This window comes from Sphingobacterium sp. UDSM-2020 (assembly GCF_016132525.1).
Classification (GTDB): domain Bacteria; phylum Bacteroidota; class Bacteroidia; order Sphingobacteriales; family Sphingobacteriaceae; genus Sphingobacterium; species Sphingobacterium anhuiense.
The window spans coordinates 1,679,772-1,702,795 of record NZ_CP066166.1 but is presented as its reverse complement, the minus strand read 5'-3'; the positions used below and the strand labels follow the sequence as shown (position 1 = coordinate 1,702,795).

The following is a 23,024-nucleotide window of genomic DNA, read 5'->3' as shown; positions in this document are numbered from 1 at the left end:
TAAGCGTTTTTGAATTGACAAAGGCAAAGATAATTCTTAGCTACTGCAAGAGCGAGTTTTAAGGGGGGACAAAGAGGGGACAAATAGGGAGACATCGCACGACAAAACACACAACAAGCTTATTATCAATAAAATAAATAATAACAAATTAAAATCGATGTGATACTAATATAAAGTAACGAAGTAACCAGTAACGGAGTGACACAGTGATTAAGTGAAGGAATGACGCAGTGATCAAGTAACGGAGTAAAGTAGTGACGGAGTAACGTCGTAATTTCTCAAATCTAATTACTAACTTCTAAGTACTAATTACCCTCCTCCACCAATGTTGCTACAAAAGGATGGCGCAGATATAATTCAGCACAGGCCTTCGCGTCGGATAATGCTTCGTGGTGATTGAGATTGATTCCCAACACTTCACAGCAGGCATTTAAGCGAGCAGGTTTAAAACCTTTGTTACGATAGATCTTATAAGTACATTCCCACATCTCGGCAAGCTGCAGTTCCTCGTAAGACAAACCATAATGTACCATTGTTTTCCGTAAAACGTTGCGGTCGAACAATTCGTTGTGCGCAATCATCAATTTATTGGTAAGCAAGGACTGAATAGAGGGAAATAACTCTTTAAAAGTAGGAGAATGTTGCGTATCCCTAGGCTTGATACCATGAACACGGGTTGTCTGCCACATATATTCATTGCGAGGTGGCTGGATTAAGGAATAGAACTCATTTGTAATGATACCCGATTCCACTGTCACAATACCAACTGCACAGGCACTATTTTGATGCCCTGTTGCTGTTTCAAAATCGATCGCTGTAAATGTTAAATCTGATGTCATGCTATACTCCTATCCGAGCAAAGGTAAACAATATCCGCTGAGATTTAAAATGTGGACAGAAATACTACAAAAGACTCCTTAAGGAAAACAAACAGTTTCAACTTACTCCGATAACGCCCTAATTAATACCGATATTTTTCCTTCCACTTATCCCGTAATCCCTGTCTTAACTTTTCTTCCTGTGGGTTTTTACCGGGATCGTATAAGGTCATACCGCTCAGTTGATCTGGCAAAAATTCCTGCAGAACAAAATTTCCAGGATAGGCGTGCGCATATTTATATTCGGCTCCATAGTTAAGCTCTTTCATCAATTTAGTCGGCGCATTTCGCAAATGAAGGGGTACGGAAAGGTCTCCCGTTTGCTTCACGATAGCTTGTGCCTTATTGATTGCTTCGTAAGAGGCATTGCTTTTGGGAGAGCTCGCCAAGTAAGTCACGGCCTGCGCTAAAATAATCCTCGATTCGGGCCATCCGATGACATTAACAGCCTGAAAGCAGGTATTCGCTAAGAGTAACGCATTGGGATTGGCATTACCGATATCTTCAGAAGCCAATATCAGAAGACGACGCGCAATGAAAGAAGGATCTTCCCCCCCTTCGATCATACGTGCCAGCCAATAAATTGCCGCATTGGGATCTGATCCACGGATCGATTTAATAAAAGCAGATATAATATCGTAATGTTGCTCACCTGTCTTATCATAAATAGCCATATTCTGCTGTACCTGCTTCAGCACAAATGAATTGGTAATCGGTTCATGATGCAGTACCGCAGCATTACTGACCAGTTCGAGCACATTTAAGAGCTTACGGGCATCACCACCTGAAAGACGTAAAATAGCTTCATACTCTTCAATCTCAATATTTAATGCTTTTAGGTATTCGTCTTCATGTAAGGATTTCTCCACTAAACCAATCAGGTCCTCGGAACTTAAGTGTTCAAGAACATAAACCTGGCAACGCGATAATAGCGCAGATATGACTTCGAAAGATGGATTTTCTGTAGTTGCACCGATAAGCGTCACTAAGCCCCGTTCAACAGCCCCTAATAAAGAATCCTGTTGTGATTTAGAAAAACGGTGGATCTCATCAATAAACAGAATGGGTTGCTCCTGATTAAAATTCATAGCCGCTTGTTCCTGATTTAAATTCATCAGTCGCTCTGCTTTATCAATAACTTCGCGAATATCTTTCACTCCGGCCTGAATAGCACTTAAGGAAAAGAAGGGACGCCCCAATTCTTTGGCCATCAAGAGTGCAAGGCTGGTCTTACCAACTCCCGGAGGTCCCCAAAGTAACATGGAGGGAATATTTTTTTGCTGGATGGCATGATATAATACCGCATCGTGACCGATAATATGTTGCTGTCCAACATAATCTTCCAATTTCTTGGGACGCATGCGCTCTGCCAGTGGAATTCGTGTAGCCATAGATCAAAAGTAAGAAGATATTGCCAAATGTCCATTTACTTCACAATCAATTTATGGAATTCAAAAATTTGGTTATTTTTGAATGAGCATTGAATCGATACAACCCACTTGAGCTGAAACAGCTCTTTAATACTTGGCTTAGGATAGCTTCATTGCCCGAAAAATAAACCGAGTGAAACGAGCTCATTTAATGATTAATTTTAATGAAAAAAAACCGCATTTATATACAGGATTGGCTAGGACAGCACCCTTATCAAGGAAGATCGGATGCCGATCGTTTTTATTTAGAAGTAGCCAATGATATACAGGATGCCTTAAATACACTTTGGTTTGATGAAGAAGAAACCGATGCCCTGATCAGACCTGAAATGATTAAAACACTCAGTGTTTATTTGACCTGCTATCTGGAGGATGTGGTTTCTGGAACAAAACTTTTCGATGCTTTCCGAAAAGAGCACCAGGCACTTTATGGAAAGATGCTCCCTTTTTTCGAAGATGCGGCATTGACAGACTATTACCCGGAAGATATCAATCCGCAAGATGTATTGGTCCTTTCATGGTTGTTTTTCAGTGAGCGTAACCCGCACCTTTTCTTGGATAAAGAAGGCCGTTTACTAGCTTTGGTGACCGATCTTGCTTATGCTGTTTTGGAAGAATATTATGAGACTGCACCTGAAAATACGCTGTTACAAAAAGAGTATACGCTAGCTACAGATGCCAATTATCTTGAAGTACGCAACTATGCTGAGAAGGTAATTGCGACCAATTACATCACCGGTGGCTATTATTATAACAGTTTGATGCAGCATATGGATATCGCTGACTTAGGACGCTATCAGCACGACCCGGCCTACTTAAATCAAATGACTTTCCGTGTTCGTGACAATCATTTCACTTTTTTCCGTCTACACTTATTAGCGCTGAGATCCTGTGAATTTGTTGCTGCTACTGTAGACACTAACCATCCGCAACATGAGAATCTAAGAACCATCGGCAACAGAATTGATAGCTTTTTTGAATTTAAAAAAGTGGAAGAGGGCCGTTTAGAATTGAAACACCTGACAACTGGAGAAATTTTCTTGGTCAATCAAAATTCGATTCAGAACTTTCAGGAACCTACTGCTGATCAACTCTTCTATATGGAGATCGTGCCATGGGAAGGGACCTGGAACCTATCGGGTATGATGTCTGCTGTCGAAAGGGATCAGATTGACTTAAATTCAGACCAAGAAATGGATCAAGCATATGTTGTCGAAGCTTTGTATCAAAAAACAACACTTATCGAAAAGGCAGCACAACAAGTTGCTGACCTCAAGGAACTGTTTGTTAAAAAACATCAGGGTCAGCTGGCATTTATGGAAGAATCTGAAATCAGCAGCTATATCCGCGATCTGACCAATACGTACCGCGAGCAGGTGGGATTACCGCCAATCGAAGAGGTTGCAAATCCGAATGAGGAAAGAGCTATTCCTGTTACAGCATTCTATAATTCGAAAATAGGTCTGGAATTTTTCGGTGGAATCGAAACGCTTTTCCCGCTTCAAAATAATCCATATTTTGTCGAAAATGAAAACGAACCGATCAGTTATGCGCAGAATCTATTGCAGCTCCTGGTTCAGAAATTTTACTCCGTTGGGCTTGTACAACATTATTACGAATTATACGAAAAGGAAATCAATGAGCAGTTTTTCTATCCACTAAACAGTGAAACGATTGATTTTCTGATCCGTTTCTATAAAAGCGAAACCTATCATCAACAGCCACATGTGATGATTAGATAGTAAAGAGGTGACAAGTAAAGTAGTAACGAAGTAGATAATTGCTTCGTTACTACTTCACGATTTACTTCGTTACTTCGAAACTAAAGGAAAATCACGCGTTTCCACATGTGCTTTCGCGATGATCTTACGTAATTCTTCTACTTTTTTCGCGTTACTCGTCGCCAAATTATTTTGCTCTTTAGGATCTTGTTTTAAATTATACAGTTCAGCAACAGGATTTCCACTTCTCACTTTTTGCAAAATCAATTTCCAGTCACCTTGACGCACTGCTTGGCGGCCGCCATCTTCATGAAATTCCCAATATAGGTAATCATGCTGCTTTTGCTTTTTAGGTTTTCCCAATAATGTCGGAACAAAAGAAAGACCATCTGTATATTGTGGTTTACCTGCTTTTGCCACTTCAGCTAAAGTCGGCAGGACATCCCAGAATGCTCCTAAATAATTGGAGGTAGTGCCAGGAGCAACTTTTCCTTGCCAATAAACAATGAAAGGAGTTTTTACACCACCCTCATATAGATCACGTTTATAACCCCGTAAACCTGCCGAACTGTTGAAAAAATCGGGATCTGCACCACCTTCACGATGCGCACCATTATCACTTGTAAAAACGATAATCGTATTATCTAACAAATTTAAGTCCTTCAGCTTCGCAACAATCTGTCCAACCTGTGCATCCATACGGCTCACCATACTGGCGTAAGTAGCCCTTGGCTTAGCAACAGAAGCATATCCTGGAATCGTAGCTTTTAGTCCGTAATCATTTCCTTTATGTGCTTTTTCTTCAAACTTGTTGGCATATTGCTCATAATATTGATCGTTAGGCCCGGATAACTCGGCATGAGGCAAGACCGTGGGTACATATAAGAAAAATGGTTTATCCTTATTATTATCAATAAATTCCAATGCTTTTTCTTGGATCAATTCAGGAGCATACTGTCCTTTTGCCAATAAACCATTACCCTCAAGCTCAATACGTTCTTGATTATGCCACAGGTGTGTCGGATAATAACGGTGCGATTGACGTTGGCAGTTGTAGCCATAAAACTCATCAAAACCTTTATTACGAGGCGATCCATAGGTATCCACCATACCGAGGCCCCATTTTCCGAATGCACCAGTTGCGTAACCTGCTTTTTGTAGCAACATGGCGATCGTTTGCACCGAATCAGCTAAAGGTAGCTGCCCTTCTGGCTCCAATTCTTTATTGCCTCGGACAGGCGTATGACCGGTATGTTGGCCTGTCATCAATGCAGATCGGGATGGAGCACAAACTGAAGTTCCTGCATAAAAATTATCAAAACGCATCCCCTCCTTTGCTAAAGCATCCAGATGTTTCGTTTCAATAATCTGCTGTCCATAAGCTCCTAAATCACCATAACCCAGGTCATCTGCCATTATAAATACAATATTGGGGCGATCGGTTTTCTTTTGTGCTATTGCGATACTACTCAGTGCAAAAAATAACGCAAATAGTGCTGGTTTTTTCATTTTAGTGGTTTTTTATAATTCATGTCCTTAGTTTAATACAGAAAAAAAGAGGACATCTTAGACATAGATAAATGGTGGAGCAAAAGCCATACTGCTCGCCTAGATTGCAAATCATCAATACAGATTAATAGTTCATATGGGTGATCCGGATCCGAAATTAAAGAACACAATTGAAAGCTTAAAATTTGATCGTTACAAATTGCGGTTATCCATCAAAAAGTTACAATTTAATATGATTTGAGAAAAAATCATATTAAGTTTTACTTAAGGACTTTTTCATTATTATAACTAAAACAAGCTAAAGACCGTTTGGAGTATCTTTAAAAAGAAACTGAAACCTATTCTGAACAACACTTTAACAATATTTCACATATTTTTTCGTCATATTTGCAATATCCTCACCAACAGCAGGTATTATACATGATTAAAAAGAAATTTTGGAAAATAGCCTTTCTCAGTAGTGCTTATATAGTGGCATTATGCTTCGTGTCTTATGCGCAGGAATTAACCAAAGATTATACTGGTTCAATAACAAAGTATAACAGTAATTTCAAAGGAATAGGTCCAAAGGTATATTTTGTCCCGCCACCTAAGTCAAGAACGGAGCAATTGATTGACATATTTGATAGCAATATGAGAAAAGATTATGCGAAAAAGATTGCTCAAGAACTTCGCTATAAAACGTTACTCACCCAAGTTAATAGTCTACCGAATATAAGACGGTTTCAATATTTAATGAAACCAGAACCTACGGACTTAGCAACATGGAATGAACTCTTGAACCGCATCAGACAAAATTACGATGATCAAGTAAACCTCGCGCTAGTAAATGAAGCAGGGCTATTTGCAATCAATAATAATTTACCCGATCAAGCAATTTCCTATTTTGAAAATGCAATCCTGATTGCGGCAAAAGAAAGCAATAAACTGGATCGTATTGTCTTACATCAAAACTTAGCGGCAGTGCTACTTTATTCCGGTAATTTTGAAAAAGCTAGTGCTGTAGCTCAGGAAAATTTAAATCTGGCAGTTCAATCTAAAGACTATCATGACCAAGCAAATGCCTGGATGCAAATAGCATTGGCCAAAAGTGGCAGGAGAAATTATCATGAAGCTGAACAAAATATCATCAGAAAAGCGATACCACTCTATAATAAAGCGAAAGCTTATGAAGATAAAATAATTGCCTGGGAGCAATTAGCACAGGTTTATTTTGAGCAAAATAAATACACGGAGGCACAATGGTTTCTACTTCAGGCACAGCAACTAGCAGAAAATAAAAAGATCACAAATGAGTTACCGGCAATTGAATATCTGCTGGCTTCATCAAAATTGTTAGATAAAAACTTTAAAATAGCCAAAAAAGAATTTTTATCTACGCTTCTACTAGCCCGCGAAAGGAAAAATGTACCCCTTGAGCTCGCTGTATTAGATAAACTTGGTGAAGTGTACATACATCTAAAAGACTTTGAAGAGGCTGATAAAACTTATCAAAACTTCACAACCTTAAAAGCGACATTCAAGCAGGTTAAAGATTTATAAATGAAGCTGTAACCTGCTTGAATGATCTGAATAGATTTCAAGCTTTTATTTCAATATTTCCTGTAAGAATATGAGTAGATGTTTCCACGAACGCTGCGCTGCTAAAGGTTCGAAATCACTACTGGCAGGATTGGTAAAGGCATGTTTTGCGGCCGCATAATAGATCATTTGCCAATCTGCTCCTGCATGCTCCACCTCTTTTCTGAAATTAGCGATCTCTTCCGGAGATACATGAGGATCTGCAGCGCCATGTAGAACCAGTATTTTGGTTTTGATGGGGCCATCTGGACGGTTACCTTTACCAAGGTTGCCATGTATGGAAACAACACCTTGCACTTCCATACCGGCCCTAGCCGCCTCAAGCGCTCCCGTACCACCGAAACAATAGCCGATCACAGCCAAACGACGTGGACTTGCTCCAGCTTTTACAAGTTGTTCTAGTGCTAAACGGATCCTTCTCTGATATGCTACAGGATCGTTCTTATACTTTCCAGCCTGTTGCCCCGCTTCAGCACCAGTAGTGGGTTTATTTCCTTCTCCGTAGATGTCTGCAACAAATGTAATATAACCTTCCTTGCTGAGCTGTACTGCCGCCTGTGTCGCTTCATCGTCAATACCCATCCAAGCAGGGAGAATCAAAACTCCAGGAGCACCCTCGCCTGCATCTGTATTTACTAAACCAGCTAATGCCTGGTCTCCGTCGGAGTAACGCACAGGCTTAAGCTGACCGAAACTCGTTTCTGTGGCACAAAAACATATGATTGTCATTATTAAGGCTTTCATAAGAAAAAATTATTTATTAGTGTTAGTTTTCAATGGTATAAATGAGCTCGTTGTACTCGGTTATTTATTAGTGTTAGTTTTCAATGGTATAAATGAGCTCGTTGTACTCGGTTATTTATTAGTGTTAGTTTTCAATGGTATAAATGAGCTCGTTGTACTCGGTTATTTATTAGTGTTAGTTTTCAATGGTATAAATGGGCCTTCCTAAACAGTTTTATGTATAGACTGAATCGATCATTCGCAAGATATAATGATGCTATCTTAGGAATGATTGATTAGATAACATTATTATTACAGGGACGGTTGGTTTTTCAGAAAACATACTTAACTTCATTAAAATGAGTTATTATTAAAAGAAATATAAAATAGTACATATTTTTCAATTAAAATATCAAATAAATTTGTTGATTTGTTGAAATTTATGAACTGAAATTATTTAAATTTAGCTCTTTGGATTTAAAGCGCTATCTCAATATATAAAAATGACTATTAAAATTATAGAAAATATGTTTAAAAAGCTAATATTCACCCTTTTTGTTATTTCAATTGTCTCCTGTGGCTCGAAGCCCCGTGTTAATTTAAGCGAAGTAGAGGGAGGTCTAAAGCCTAGCGCGCAACACGAAGTCATAGCAAAAGAAGTTGCTGGACTTTTAGAATCGACCAGTTATAAAAAAGTACAGCTGAATGATTCCATATCTAAAATCGTATTTGATAACTTAATTAAATCTTTAGATCAGGGGAAAAACTACTTGTTGCAATCTGATATCGACGAGTTTCAGCAATACCGAAATTCAATCGCACAGGATTTCCGTAATGGTGACCTATCTGCTCCTTTTCATATTTTCAATGTATACTCTAAACGCTACTTAGAACGCATGCAATATGCGTTGAAGCAAGTAGATGTAAAACAAGACTTCACGATCGATGAAAGCTATTTACCAAGCCGTGAGAAGTTAGGCTGGTTCAAAAACACAGCAGAAGCTGATACGCAATGGAAACACCGTGTGAAATATGATTTGCTGAATCTGGAAATGACAACTGTTAAAAAAACAGATAGTACAGAAACTAAACAGAAGGAAACCCTTCGCAAAAGATATAACAATTTAATTTCTCAGGGAAAGAAAATAAATTCAAATGATGCATTCCAAGTAATCATGACTTCATTAACTGATGCGGTTGATCCACATACATCGTATTTCAACCCATCATTTGCACAGGCTTTCAATGAAGGTATGGCTAATACATTTGAAGGTATCGGTGCACGATTGACAATAGACAATGAAATGGTGACTATTAGTGAAATCATTCCTGGCGGACCGATATTTAAAGATAAAAGCTTAGCCATTGATGACAAAATCGTTGGTGTGGCACAAGGGAAAGATGGCGAATTTGAGGATATTATCGGCTGGAGATTAGATGCGGCTGTGGCTAAAATCAAAGGCCCTGCAGGAACAATTGTTCGTTTGAAAATTCTACCTGCTGGTCAGCCAGTTGGGTCTCACCCGAAAATAGTCTCATTAACAAGAGAGCGAATTGTAGTAGCAGAAGAATCTGCGAAAAAAGAAATCTTAACTGTTAAAGGTGCTGATGGCAAGAATTATCGTGTTGGTGTCATCAACATACCAAAATTTTACATGGATTTTGAAGCATACCGTAAGCGTGATCCAAACTATAAAAGTACGACCCGCGATGTGCGCTTATTGCTGGATACCTTAAAACAGGAAAAAGTTGATGCTGTTTTAATAGATTTACGTTTCAATGGCGGAGGGTCACTTCCCGAAGCAATCGACCTAACAGGTTTATTTATTGATAAAGGTCCAGTAGTACAAGTACGGGATGTCCGTAACACCATTGATGTGGAAGAAGATAGAAATGCAGGAGTATCATGGGATGGACCTCTAGGCGTCATGATTAATCGTTTCTCTGCTTCAGCGTCTGAAATTTTTGCCGGTGCAATTCAGGATTATGGTCGTGGTGTTATCTTAGGTTCCCAGTCGTACGGTAAAGGTACGGTACAATCTGCTGTTGATATGGCACGCGTGATCAGCCCTACAAGTAAATTATTATTAAAAGCACAAAACGAAAAAGATCCTGACACCCCAAATGGTGCGCCAGAATATGGTCAGATCAATATTACATTAGGGAAATTCTACCGTGTAAATGGTAGCAGCACACAACATAAAGGTGTAAGCCCAGATGTGACATTCCCGACGCAGTATTCTGCAGAGAAATTTGGCGAGAGCTCTGAGCCATCTGCATTACCTTGGGATCAGATCAAATCGAGTACTTATAACAAGGTCGCAGATCTAACGACATTAAATAAAAAGTTAGAACAAGATCATGAAGCAAGAATGAAAAACTCAACAGAATACAAGTTCTTGCTAGAAGATATTGCAACCTTCGAAAAACGCGATGAGGGAACTAAAATTCCTTTACAACTTGATAAGTTCAAAAAAGAACGTGATGATTTTCAGAAGAAAAATAGAGATCGTGTCAATGCTTTACTGAAACAAAGAGGCCTACCTCTATGGGAAGAAGGGAAACCACAACCTAAAATGGAATTTGACTTTGTACAGGATGAAAGTGCTAAAGTGATGACAGATATGATCATCCAAGAAAAAAAATAAATATATTTCTATCCATAACAAAGAAGGGGCTTATCAATAATAAGCCCCTTCTTTGTTTATAAGAATTGCTGCCAGTTATTTACCCGCCGCGTACTTGAAATATTTATTGATGGTAACAGGTAATTTCCCTGTAGCAATATTTTGTCCTAAAATTGTTTTTGCTACAGCACGTTGCATAAAATCATCATTTTGATAAGCAACTAAAATGGTTTTACTTTTATGGACGCCTTTAAAACCATCCAATGCATAAGGATTGGTAAAGAAAGTAACAATTGATTTCTTAGCCAATTTTTTAATCAAATGCTTTACACCATCATTTGCTGGCACTTCAGGTCTTGGACGTGAACGTGTATCATGGATCGCAAGTATAATCTGTTTGTTTCTCTTTGCTTCTTTGATGATATTTTTTAAATCAGCCTCACTGGTTTCATCCGTAACAAAATATTGCGTTTCATTGGCGAGGGCATCGTCCATTATCCGCTGGAAAGTACCTGGGGATTTTAATCCGATATTGACAATTGCCGTTTTTTCTGAATTTTTAAATGATTTTATTTTATCCGTAGATTTCAAAACCGTGACCGATGATGCGGCTAATTGGTCTATCAGCTGCTTTGAAGAAGTTCTATTCAGATCCGCATATAGATTTCCGGTATTCACATCACGATATTGATCTAAGCCCAACCATAGCTTTGACGCGAGTACTTTTTTAACACGTGCATCCAAATCCGCTTGATTGATTCGGCCTTCCCCGATTGCTTTCAATACAAGGTCAATAGCGCGTTTACTATTTTCAGATACTTCCAACAAATCATGACCTGCAATAATAGCCATCACGTCAGCTTCACCATTTGGGAAAAATTTTTTCACACCATTCATATCCATTGCATCGGTTACTGTTAAACCACGAAAACCTAATTCTTCGCGTAGTATCCCTGTCACAATAGGTTTTGAAATGGAAGAGGGAATATTGGGAGTAGGGTCTAAACTTGGAATATTCATATGTGCGACCATAATAGCAGGAGCACCAGCACGAATTAATTCTTTAAATGGAAACATTTCCAAAGCCTCTAGACGATCCTTTGTAAAGGTCAATTGAGGCAAGTCATGATGTGAATCAACATCAGTATCACCATGCCCCGGAAAATGCTTTAGTGATGAAATGATACCACCGTTCATCATACCATCCATATATGCTTTAGCTTTTTTTGCGACATTCTCTTTATTGTCACCAAAAGATCGGAATCCGATAACTGGATTTTTAGGATTATTGTTAATATCAACAACAGGGGCAAAATTAAAATGCATGCCGATCCGATGAAAATCTTTTGCAACTTCCTGGCCCATTTGATAAATCAATTGATCATTCTGTATAGCGCCCAAGGTCATCTGATAAGGATAAGATAAGGTTGAATCGGGAAGACGCATACCTAAACCCCATTCCCCATCAAAAGTGATCAATAAAGGTACTTTTGACAGATGCTGATAACGATTGAACATATCCACATGACGAACAGGTCCGCCCTGAAATACAACAAGGCCACCCAATTGCTCGTCCTTAACAACCTGCGCTACAGAATCAATATAACGCTGTCCCAAATTCGTATGTGCACGCACCAAAAAAAGTTGAGCGATACGTTCTTTAGGTGTCAAACTATTGAATACAGAATCAACCCAAACATGGGGAGAATTAATATATTTCACAAAATCCTTTTTATCTTGAGCTTGTGAAAAAGAGATGGAGGACGCCAATATGGCAACACCCAAAGCTAGTTTTTTTAACATAATTTTTTGTTTAAAATAGAATACGAATAACGGATATTTTTCACACAATAAAAAACAGTTTGTGCAACAATTTTATGAAACATGCATAAACTTGCATTGTCGATCAAAAAAATATAACTTATATCAAGTTATATTTCTCTTCCAATAATATGGCTAGTTCCATCGCATGATCAAGTTCACCATTAGCTTCCTTTTTCCATAAAGTATCAATAACAATTAACAAAAATTCCGTTTCCAGATCCGGATTTTTATATCCCAGTTCCTTAAAAGCCCGCACAATAATTGCCTGCACCGGTTTCATAAATTGTTCATGCTGCTGTCTTGAAAAAGGATGATGGGAAAGACGTTCTTGTAATTTCCAGAAGATAGGCTCATCAGCGACCAGCTTACTCGGTAAATTGATCATCTTACGTAAAAAGTCCTTCGAATCACGATAAGTCATCATACCTTTATGATGTGTCAGCACTTTCCGATAGCCCGCTTTAATAAGGTGCACCAACAAAGCATCCTTATTTCCGAAATGTTTAAAAATTAAAGCCTCAGACACACCTGCATTTTGAGCAATAGCTTTGGTAGAGGTATCTGCATAACCTTGTTCTGAGAACAAATTCAATGCCTCACGAACAATTTTCTCTTTTCTACTCAATACACTATCTTTCATTTTTTTATTCCCTTTTACAGCGTACAAACTTAGATAAATTTGCGTTTATACCCAATTATAATCTTCCTAAATATAAAAGCAAATTATTTGTTTCGTTCTTCATAATTGACACGCATCAATAGGGCGCAATTTTCATATCACTCCTTTAAATATACTTATTCTTTTCTTTTCGAAAGACCATCATTTGTAACTTGAAAATAATATTATCAAGAGGTGACAAAAGTCCAGAAAACATAGCACTTCATAGCTTTCAAATCAATTACTCAACAGAAAGCATATAACCTATACCCCGTATATTGGTAATTTTGATACGTGGATCCTGATTTAAATATTTTCGGATACGGCTTATAAATACATCTAAGCTTCTTCCAGAAAAATATTTATCATAACTCCAGTAGGCTTTCATGATATCTTCACGAGGAATTACCTGATTCCTATTTTCATACAGGCTGCGTAACAATTCACTTTCCCGGTAAGATAACTTAATACTGTCGCCTTTATAGCTAAGTGTCTGTCTCAAGCTGTCTAAGACATAATCTCCGATCATGAGATTTTGACTAAGCTGCATTTTAGGACTGCCCTTAACCAGTGATTCGATACGAACGACCAACTCTTCAATACGAAAAGGTTTTTTTACATAATCATTCGCCCCCAAGTGAAAGCCTTTAACAACATCTTCTGTCTGCACACGAGCGGTAAGGAAAATAATCGGCACCTGACTGTCTAAGGCTCTTATATGTGTAGCCAACGTAAAGCCATCCATCACTGGCATCATCACATCAATAAGCAAGATATCTGGCTTTTGCTTTTCAAATAAACGAAGAGCCACCTGCCCATCATGACAATGTCTTACCGAAAAACCGTTCATCTCCAGACTATCAGCAACAATAAGTGCCAGGCTCGCTTCATCTTCAACATATAAGATATCAATCATAAATCTGCTTATTTAGGTATTTTAATAGTAAAGGTACTACCTTTACCTGGACTACTTTTCACTGTAATTTTACCTCCGTGCTGCAGTATTACCTGACGAACATACGCCAAGCCGATTCCAAAGCCTTTGACTGGATGTAGATTGCCTTCAGGAACCCGAAAAAACATACCAAAAATCTCCTTCTGGTACTCCAAAGCGATGCCCTTTCCTTTGTCGGAAACACTAAACTCTATATAATCGGAATGGTCACAGACATCAATAGTGATAGTAACCACATCTCCAGAATACTTGACAGCATTTTCTAATAAATTATTAACAACATTGCGCAGATGTGATTCGTCGGCATGTAACCTTAATGTAGGAACGGAACTGTTCACTGAAATCTTCACTTCCTTACTGACATTGATTCGAAAGGTGTCTGCCGCATTGTTTAAAACGAGCATCAGATCAATCTCGCTTTTGTCAAGTTTAAGACCTTTTCGTTCATCAACATCCAATTGAAGAACTCGATCAATCATATCCGAAAGGTGATCAAGCTCACGTCGGGAAATGGCCAAATAACGATCCATCTTCACCTGATCATTTTTTACCCCGTAGAGTTGAATCGCTTCGATAGCAGTCATGACAGTAGAGACAGGGGTCTTCAGCTCATGCGTCATATTATTAACAAATGCCTTTTGCATCTCAGCTAATCGATTCTGTCGAAAGATTGTTTTAAAGAGATAGAGAAAGGAACCGATAAAAATACTGATTAAAAGTATAGCAATGCCCAGCTGCCATCCTAAATCAAACAAGAGATTTTTCCATACCTGCCTAAATTTGACGATTAAAAAGCGACTGTCCGAAGCGTCTATCAATATCGGTCTTGTCCACGATAACTTTTTTGCTCTATACTCCTTACGGATAGCAAACAGACTATCCCTCGGAAAAATATCGGTCGTAACATCATATTCTGCACGGACTCCCTTAGCTTCTAAAGCGGTGGCAAATTTTTCATTTATTTCTTCGATCATCGCTGGAGTGACACCGATCTGTGAAAATAAATAAGGCGCCATCATTTCTCCTCCAGATTTCCCGTGCGGATAAGATAATCCCATCGTCTTTCCTCCTCGAGATGACCCCGCTTTTGACTGTTTGTAATAGGATCCAAAATCTTTAAATAGCGTATCAATTTCAGCATCTGTATACTTTGCTTTTAATTCTTTCCGTAATTTCCCCAATGCCCCTCCCTGATCACTTTTTAGATCATTGCTATGGGCTTGATACACATCTTGCACAACATTAAACATACTCCGCTCTGCTGAAGAAAGGAACAGATCAAGCCGGTTATTGTAACTTCCGTAGAGCCATATACCCAAGATACTAATCATCCCGATACCTGTTAATACCGAAAGTGTTATCAATAATTTAAACTTATTTGCCATAATTAAAAACAAATTTAAATTACTAGATTTGCATTCGCCTTGGTAATTAACCATATTTAACAAAATATAACACTGATTAACAATGCGCATTGATTACATTTGCAATATTCAATTTTTAAGCATGATAAGAAATTTTAAGAGACGTAGTATTCAATTTTTATTCTCAGCGTTATTACTGATAGGCATTTCAGCTTGTAATAAAGATATTTCGCTCTCTTTAGACAATTCAAGAGATGAATCCATAGGGCTAGTTCCTATTGATACCTTTCAGGTGAATGCATCTACTTATCTGTTAGATGATGTACCAACGTCTGGAACAGGAATGATTCTAGCCGGAAAAATTTCGAATACTACAACAGGATCTGTTCTTTCGACGTCTTATATGCGCATGGCTATCGATAACATTATAGCCGGTTCAATCCCAACAGCAGCAAAATACGACTCCATTACGTTTGTATTAAAGCCGAACAAATATTTCTACGGAGATACAACGAAAACACAAACATTATCTGTTCACCAATTAACGCAGCAGATTACATTAAAAGAAGTCAGTACGGGATCCGGTACAAATGAATTACCGTATTATGTCAATGGGGCAGCTGTTTATAATAATCAAAAATTCACTTACGAACCAACAGCTTTAGGGTCCTTGTCATTCAAACCTTTTGTCAAAAAATTAGATTCAATCGCAATCAGACTAAATGACAACTTAGGAAACACGCTATTTTCTTATATCAAAGATGGTCATGGAAATATTGCATCCAATGACAATTTCAATGAATACTTCAAAGGAATAGCACTTGTTGCTGGAAATAATAACACGGCAATGATCGGTTTTAAAGATACCGTGAGTATGCAGGTGCATTATAACTATATAAACGACGAAGGATTTAAAGTGAGTAAATCCACTTCATTTAATTTGGGTAACAAAGCCTATCAGTTTAATAATGTAGAAGCTGACCGTTCAGGTACAGCATTCAACACTTTAAGTGTTACAAATCCAGAATTGAAAAGCACCACGACGAACGGTGATGTATTTGTGGAAGGTAGCACAGGAGCAGTCGTTAAATTAACTTTTCCAACATTATTGGATTTAGTTAACGATCCAACTGTAGCGATTAATAAGGTTGAACTCGTTATAGAAACAGAAAACAAATATCGTAATTCATTTTTTATCCCGCCTGCTCGCGTCGTGTTGATGATCGCAAACGCTGGTGGAAATCCGGTAAGTATTATTACTACGCCTCCCTTTTTACAGCAACAAGGGCAGCAGGATCCTACGCAATATGGGATTTTAGCGGGAGGTGATGAGTTTGGTGGGAATGCAAAATATACGTTTAATATGATCGAATATGTTAATAATATAAAAAAAGATAGCTACTTTAACACATCTTTATTCTTGAGTGTGCCGCAAAGTAGTTTATTCGCAACTACAGATCGACTTATTATTGCAAAGGATGCAAATAACAAACCAAGAATAAAATTAAACATCTTATATACTAAATTTTAACAGTTTATGAACAAGAAAAATTGGCTACTAATATTATTAGCGTGCGTCGTTACTTTCTCTACTTACTCTTGTAAATCAAAGGATGATGATACTACAGAAGAAGTAACAGAATGGACTAAAGGTTCTGCTTTCGATGGTGGCGCAAGAAGTGGGGCAGTATCTTTCTTAATTAACAATATCGCTTATGTAGCAACTGGTCTTGCGACAGAAGGTCAAGTATCTGTGCCTAAAAAAGATATTTGGGCATACAACGCAAGCTCAGGAACTTGGTCGCAAAAGGCTGAATTCCCAGGATCAGCTCGTTACGCTGCTGTTGCTTTTTCAATTGGAAACAATGGATATGTAGGGTCTGGTTATGATGGAGCAAATGCATTATCAGATTTCTATAAATATGATGTTTCAGCTAACACTTGGACTAAAATTGCTGACCTACCTGCTGACGCAGCTCGTTATGGTGCAGTTGCTTTTTCAATTGGTGGTTTCGGTTATGTAGGTACAGGTTCTAAAGGAAACGATAACAATACTAACGTTAAATCATTCTACAAATACAATCCTACAGATAACTCATGGACTCCTGTTGAAAGTCCATTAAAATCGAACAGAAGATATGGATTTGCTTTTGTTATCAATAACATCGCTTACGTAGGTGGTGGTATCGATAATAGCTCATACCCTGAAGATTTCTTTAAATTTGATGGTACCAAATGGACTCCATTAAATGATTTAGATCGTAGTGATAACTCTTACACATACAACTTAACACGTTCAAGCGCATCTACTTTTGTACTGAACAATCTAGCATATGTAGTAGGTGGTAGAAAAAATACGGCAATCAACACGATCTGGGAATATAACCCTGGAACTGATGTTTGGAACGATGACAACCAAGGTTTCCAAGGTCAAGTTAGACAAGATGCTGTTGGATTTGGAATCGACAATGTAGGTTATATTACTACTGGTCAAAATGGATCAAACAAATACTACGATACTTGGAAATTTGTTCCAGTAAAATAGTTTAAAAAAATACCATAGTAAAGGGGCTGTATCGTAATACAGCCCCTTTACTTTTTATATATAAAAATTATTTGCTGAATATGACCTTACTACTTTCAAATCATGAACCGTAAACAGCATATAATCGTTCAACTTAACGCTAGATCCTCCAAACTAAGTTGTATAATAAAGTACGACCCAATGCGAACCCTATTGAGCTCTAAGCGCAATAAATCCATGTCCCATATTTTGCTTTCTCTATATAACACGATATACATAGCGTATATACATATGCATCCTATGCTCCTCGTTGATCGCTAAAAAAACCTGTAAATGTCGAATATACATAGCCAAAACTCAAGAATACAAATGAAAAACAGAAGTGTTAAGAATGGGGAATATATCAGTGTGATGTAGGCAAATATTTCTAATAAGACAGAAAAAACTAAGCATTAGAAGAAGTCTACCACAACGAGGAAGGGTTCATTAATGACATTAATGACAAACACAGTTCAAGGAGGATTAGCCCTCAAGACAAAAAATTGAAATTAGAGCAGGCCCAAAACGAAAAAGAGCTATATCAAAAATGATATAGCTCTTTTTACATATATAATTGAGATTAAATTAATCCCTTTTCTTTTAATGTTTCTGCAATTTGAATCGTATTAGTTGCTGCACCTTTACGCAAATTATCTGCAACCACCCACATATTTAACGTATTAGGTTGTGAATCATCACGACGAATACGGCCTACAAATACCTCATCTTTACCGTGTGCATCTTTTGGCATCGGATACTGTAAATTAGCCGGATCATCGACAACAATAACTCCGCTTTGAGCGGCTAATGCTTCACGAACATCTGCTAAATCAAAATCACGCTCAAACTCAATATTTAACGATTCTGAGTGCCCTCCCATTACAGGAATACGAACGGTAGTCGCAGTCACCTTAATAGAATCGTCACCCATAATCTTATTTGTTTCCAAGATCATTTTCATTTCCTCTTTTGTATAACCATTTTCTTGGAATACATCAATTTGAGGAATAACATTTAAATCGATCTCGTAAGCATAGGCTTTCTCGCCATCCTTAATACCTGCACGCTCATTCATCAATTGTTCGACAGCTTTAACCCCTGTACCAGTAACAGACTGATAAGTAGAAACGACAACACGCTTAATTTTATACTTGTCATGTAACGGCTTTAAAGCAACTACCATCTGTATGGTTGAACAGTTTGGATTAGCTATAATTTTATCTTCAGCAGTTAACACATCTCCATTAACTTCTGGAACAACCAATTTCTTAGTAGGATCCATACGCCAAGCAGAAGAATTGTCAATAACTGTAATTCCAGCTGCCGCAAATAATGGCGCATATTCTAAAGAAGTACCTCCACCAGCAGAGAACAAAGCAACATCTGGTTTTAAGGCAATAGCTTCAGATGGAGTAACCACCTTATACTTCTTTCCCTTAAAATCAATTTCCTTACCCTTACTACGCTCTGAAGCTACTGGAATTAATTCTGAAACTGGGAAATTGCGCGCTGCTAACACTGTTAACATTTCAGTACCTACAAGGCCTGTTGCGCCGACTACTGCGACTTTCATCTTGCTACTTTTTCTTTAAATTGTTATAAAATGTATTATAAATGTTCTAATGAGAACACTCTTATTTCTCAAACTTACGAAATTAAGGGCTAATATTTAATGATTATTGCAAAAAAATAGATTAATTAATAGTAATATCAATAGGGTAATGCTATTCTAATAAAATATCTTAAAATAATACCCCACTGAGCTATTCTAAAATTACAACTTTTCAGAATAAAATAAATCAAACTGATGCCACGATCAACACTGCAAAATAAGCAATCGATTGCTCTCAAACAAAACCATGTTTAATGAAAAATAAACGTAAAAAAAAACTGCTAAAAAAGCGCTAAAACGAAACAGCAAATGGACCGAATATCGTGATTGTAAAGACTTTATAGAACTAAAAAAAGAATAGCGGTTATTCATTTCAATGGTTCCAAAACATTGATTAGGATAATAAAAATACTATATTTGCATCGATGAAAGAAAGCATTATTATAATCGGTGCAAATGGTCAAATCGGAACTGAATTGGCTACAGCTTTAAGAGAAAAATTTGGTATTGAAAATGTCGTTACTTCCGACATTAGAGAACCTCAAAATTTAAAGGACGGGGAAATCTTTGAAACCCTTAATGTACTTGACAAAAGTGCAATAGAATCCCTTTTCCAAAAATATAAACCAACACAAGTATATTTATTAGCGGCCATGTTATCGGCGACTGGCGAAATCTATCCACAAAAAGCTTGGGACCTTAACATGAACGGTCTGCTCAATGTGCTTGATCTTGCAGTTGAATATAAGGTGTCAAAAATATTTTGGCCGAGCTCAATCGCAGTATTTGGACCTCATTCGCCTAAAACGAATACAGATCAATACTGTGTGATGGATCCAAATACCATTTATGGAATCAGCAAACTGGCTGGCGAGAGACTGGTAGAGTGGTATCAGGAAAACCGTGGATTAGATATCCGTAGCATTCGCTACCCGGGTATTATATCCTGGAAAGCTGAACCAGGAGGTGGTACGACAGATTATGCCGTTCATATTTTCTATGACGCACTTAAGAAAGGAACGTATGAGTGTTTCTTATCTGAAGATACAGCACTCCCAATGTTATATATGGACGATGCTATCCGCGGTACTTTACAGTTGATGGATGCACCAAAAGAAAGTTTAACGATTCGCTCAAGCTATAATTTAACCGGTGTAAGTTTTACGCCAAAAGAACTAGCTGAAGAAATTAAAAAAATTCTTCCTAATTTTACAATCACTTACTCGGAGAATGATCCTAGACAAGCCATTGCAGATTCTTGGCCAGCTAGTATTGAGGACTCTCCAGCAAGAGCAGATTGGAACTGGAAGCCTGCTTTTGATTTAGCAAAGCTTACTGTCGAAATGATAGAGAATCTTAAAACAAACAAAATATAACATGGGAAGAGCTTTCGAATTTAGAAAGGAACGTAAGTTTAAACGCTGGGCCAAAATGGCAATCCAATTTACGCGTTTAGGAAAAGAAATTGCAATTGCGGTGAAGGAAGGTGGTCCTCACCCAGAATCAAATTCTAGATTACGTACAGCGATAAACAATGCGAAAGCTGTAAATATGCCTAAAGATCGTGTAGAAGCAGCTATAAAAAGAGCTTCTGAAAAAGATTCTAAGGGCTATGAAGAATATGTATATGAAGGATACGGTCCTCACGGAGTGCCTATCTTAATTGAAACAGCAACCGATAACACAAATAGAACTGTTGCAAATATCCGTAGCTATTTCACTAAAGCTGGTGGCACATTGGGTAAAACAGGATCTTTGGACTTTATTTTCAACCGTAAATCTCTTTTTAGATTTCCTGCAACAGAAGATCTGGATGTAGAGGAATTAGAATTAGAACTCATTGACGGCGGTCTCGAAGAATTGTACGTCGAATCTGATGAAGAGGGAAATGATGTAGTTGTTGTCCAAACTTCATTTGAAGATTTTGGGAATATGCAACGTCTACTGGAGGAAAAAGGAATAGCAGTTTCTTCAGCAAAACTTGAACGTATTGCTTTATCACATTCCGATATCTCGGAAGAGGATGCTGCAGATGTATTAAAACTAATCGACAAGATTGAAGAAGATGATGATGTACAAGCTGTATATCACAACATGGCTTAATATTTTTCTGACAACATAAAAAAAGAGCGCTAGTCGCTCTTTTTTTATACCCGAAATTATCTCAAAATAGCACTCAAGCTATTAAAGCTTAATAAAATAGTATACATTTGTAATAGACTAAATATTTTCAGGATGACTTTTGAAGAATTTTTCGCTAAAAAAAAGATTGATTTAACTGCTTTAAAAAAAGCAGACAACTCACTTTATGAAGAATTTAAAAAGCACTATAGGGCTATGGGTGCAAAAAGTTTTGACCATACCAAGAAATTTTGGTTCAATAGACTACGAAAAAGTTATCGATTAGAAGAGGTTGTAGTTGACAAGAAAGAAATACAACAACCTGCTCCAATTGTAAAAGAACAACCAGTTGTCGCGGCTGAAACGTCCAGTCCATCTACAGGTTTTAAACCACGCTTTAAAACAATGGTAAAACCTGCCATAGTTCCTGCTACTGAAACAGAATTGAAAAATGAGGATGTCGAAAAAACGCAGAATGCTGCCATATCACAAGAAGTAACAGCAAAACCGGCCGGATTCAAACCTAGATTTAAGGCCGTAGTAACATCGTCACCTGTATCCGAGCCCGCTTCCGGTACAGAAAACACCGACGATAAAAAAGAACAAGTTGATCTTCCAGCAGATATTACGACTAAACCTGCTGGATTTAAACCCAGATTTAAGGCCGGTGTAACAAAACCGGTGACTGTAGTAGAACCGACAGATACGGAACAAAAAGTAGATGCACAGCTTGATCAAACGGATCAACAGAACACACCTGCTGAAACGGCAAACAAACCTGCTGGATTTAAACCCAGATTTAAGGCTAGAGTAACAAAACCGGCGACTACAGTGAAACCGGCAGATGCGGAACAAAAAGTAGATGCACAGCTTGATCAAACGGATCAACAGAACACGCCTGCTGAAACAGCAAACAAACCTGCCGGATTTAAACCCAGATTTAAGGCTGGAGTAATAAAACCGGCGACTACAGTAGAACCGGCAGATGCGGAACAAAAAGTAGATGCACAGCTTGATCAAACGGATCAACAGAACACGCCTGCTGAAACAGCAAAAAAGCCTGCTGGATTTAAACCTAGATTTAAGGCTGGAGTAACAAAACCGGCGACTGCAGCAGAACCTACAGATGCGGAACAAAAAGTAGATGCACAGCTTGATAAAACGGACCAACAGGACACGCCTGCTGAAGCAGCAAACAAACCTGCTGGATTTAAACCTAGATTTAAAGCAGGACTAACAAAACAAGCTACTACAGCAGAACCGATAAATACGGAACATAAAACAGAAGAGCAAAAGGATCAAACTGTTAAAGAGGATCCCATTGAACCTGCTAGCAAACCGACTGGTTTTAAACCGCGATTTAAAGCGGGAGTAACGCAGATAAAAAATAAAGATAACGGTTAAAATACTTTTATTTTTTATACCTTCATTTAATTACATTTGTATATAAATTATTTC

Annotated in this window: 17 protein-coding genes; 8 read left to right on the top strand and 9 right to left on the bottom strand. The window is 37.9% G+C overall.

Annotated elements, in window-relative coordinates; all coding sequences use genetic code 11:
- Positions 1–305 precede the first annotated feature (305 nt).
- Together JAZ75_RS07450 and JAZ75_RS07445 are read right to left on the bottom strand one after the other, a co-directional pair.
- Positions 306–839, bottom strand: a complete 534-nt coding sequence (locus JAZ75_RS07450; RefSeq protein WP_021188625.1) for a 3'-5' exonuclease — start codon at positions 837–839, stop codon at positions 306–308.
- 122 nt (positions 840–961) lie between these two features.
- Positions 962–2,269 (bottom strand): replication-associated recombination protein A, encoded by a 1,308-nt coding sequence (locus tag JAZ75_RS07445; RefSeq protein WP_208700892.1) that lies wholly within the window; start codon positions 2,267–2,269, stop codon positions 962–964.
- Between the two features lie 203 nt (positions 2,270–2,472).
- On the opposite strand from JAZ75_RS07445, the gene JAZ75_RS07440 reads away from it, so the two are divergent.
- A complete protein-coding gene (locus tag JAZ75_RS07440) occupies positions 2,473–4,050 on the top strand; it encodes a DUF3843 family protein (RefSeq protein WP_208700890.1) in 1,578 nt (525 codons plus the stop codon).
- A gap of 69 nt (positions 4,051–4,119) precedes the next feature.
- Here the strand turns inward: JAZ75_RS07440 and JAZ75_RS07435 are convergent, their stop codons facing one another.
- Positions 4,120–5,538, bottom strand: coding sequence for an arylsulfatase (locus JAZ75_RS07435; RefSeq protein ID WP_208700888.1), 1,419 nt, complete (start codon positions 5,536–5,538; stop codon positions 4,120–4,122).
- Positions 5,539–5,958: 420 nt separating this feature from the next.
- On the opposite strand from JAZ75_RS07435, the gene JAZ75_RS07430 reads away from it, so the two are divergent.
- Complete coding sequence (locus JAZ75_RS07430) at positions 5,959–7,080, top strand: tetratricopeptide repeat protein (RefSeq protein ID WP_208700886.1); 1,122 nt, start codon at positions 5,959–5,961, stop codon at positions 7,078–7,080.
- A gap of 45 nt (positions 7,081–7,125) precedes the next feature.
- Here JAZ75_RS07430 and JAZ75_RS07425 read toward each other — a convergent pair whose 3' ends face one another.
- Entirely contained in the window at positions 7,126–7,863 is a 738-nt protein-coding gene (locus JAZ75_RS07425; protein ID WP_208700884.1) for a dienelactone hydrolase family protein, read from the bottom strand.
- Positions 7,864–8,369: 506 nt separating this feature from the next.
- Between JAZ75_RS07425 and JAZ75_RS07420 the strand changes: the two genes are divergently transcribed.
- On the top strand, positions 8,370–10,490 hold the full coding sequence (locus tag JAZ75_RS07420; RefSeq protein WP_208700882.1) for a carboxy terminal-processing peptidase: 2,121 nt from the start codon (positions 8,370–8,372) through the stop codon (positions 10,488–10,490).
- A gap of 75 nt (positions 10,491–10,565) precedes the next feature.
- Here the strand turns inward: JAZ75_RS07420 and JAZ75_RS07415 are convergent, their stop codons facing one another.
- The 4 genes from JAZ75_RS07415 to JAZ75_RS07400 form a co-directional block, all read right to left on the bottom strand.
- The gene (locus JAZ75_RS07415) at positions 10,566–12,272 is read right to left on the bottom strand and encodes a glycoside hydrolase family 3 protein (RefSeq protein WP_208700880.1); all 1,707 of its coding nucleotides are present in this window, start codon (positions 12,270–12,272) and stop codon (positions 10,566–10,568) included.
- A gap of 118 nt (positions 12,273–12,390) precedes the next feature.
- On the bottom strand, positions 12,391–12,933 hold the full coding sequence (locus JAZ75_RS07410) for a TetR/AcrR family transcriptional regulator (RefSeq protein WP_021188632.1): 543 nt from the start codon (positions 12,931–12,933) through the stop codon (positions 12,391–12,393).
- A 259-nt stretch (positions 12,934–13,192) separates the two neighbouring features.
- Positions 13,193–13,867, bottom strand: a complete 675-nt coding sequence (locus tag JAZ75_RS07405) for a response regulator transcription factor (protein WP_021188633.1) — start codon at positions 13,865–13,867, stop codon at positions 13,193–13,195.
- A gap of 8 nt (positions 13,868–13,875) precedes the next feature.
- Positions 13,876–15,291: a sensor histidine kinase gene (locus JAZ75_RS07400; RefSeq protein WP_208700878.1), complete on the bottom strand. Its 1,416-nt coding sequence runs from the start codon at positions 15,289–15,291 to the stop codon at positions 13,876–13,878.
- Positions 15,292–15,412: 121 nt separating this feature from the next.
- Between JAZ75_RS07400 and JAZ75_RS07395 the strand changes: the two genes are divergently transcribed.
- The gene (locus tag JAZ75_RS07395; RefSeq protein ID WP_165905887.1) at positions 15,413–16,801 is read left to right on the top strand and encodes a DUF4270 family protein; all 1,389 of its coding nucleotides are present in this window, start codon (positions 15,413–15,415) and stop codon (positions 16,799–16,801) included.
- A gap of 6 nt (positions 16,802–16,807) precedes the next feature.
- Positions 16,808–17,815, top strand: a complete 1,008-nt coding sequence (locus tag JAZ75_RS07390; protein ID WP_208700876.1) for a Kelch repeat-containing protein — start codon at positions 16,808–16,810, stop codon at positions 17,813–17,815.
- 598 nt (positions 17,816–18,413) lie between these two features.
- Here JAZ75_RS07390 and JAZ75_RS07385 read toward each other — a convergent pair.
- Positions 18,414–19,406 (bottom strand): aspartate-semialdehyde dehydrogenase, encoded by a 993-nt coding sequence (locus JAZ75_RS07385; RefSeq protein WP_208700874.1) that lies wholly within the window; start codon positions 19,404–19,406, stop codon positions 18,414–18,416.
- A gap of 464 nt (positions 19,407–19,870) precedes the next feature.
- Between JAZ75_RS07385 and JAZ75_RS07380 the strand changes: the two genes are divergently transcribed.
- The 3 genes from JAZ75_RS07380 to JAZ75_RS07370 all read left to right on the top strand — a co-directional run bounded on the left by JAZ75_RS07380 (position 19,871) and on the right by JAZ75_RS07370 (position 22,970).
- Entirely contained in the window at positions 19,871–20,821 is a 951-nt protein-coding gene (locus tag JAZ75_RS07380; RefSeq protein ID WP_168127802.1) for an NAD-dependent epimerase/dehydratase family protein, read from the top strand.
- A gap of 1 nt (position 20,822) precedes the next feature.
- Positions 20,823–21,548, top strand: a complete 726-nt coding sequence (locus JAZ75_RS07375) for a YebC/PmpR family DNA-binding transcriptional regulator (protein ID WP_021190283.1) — start codon at positions 20,823–20,825, stop codon at positions 21,546–21,548.
- Positions 21,549–21,680: 132 nt separating this feature from the next.
- On the top strand, positions 21,681–22,970 hold the full coding sequence (locus tag JAZ75_RS07370; protein WP_208700872.1) for a hypothetical protein: 1,290 nt from the start codon (positions 21,681–21,683) through the stop codon (positions 22,968–22,970).
- Positions 22,971–23,024 lie beyond the last annotated feature (54 nt).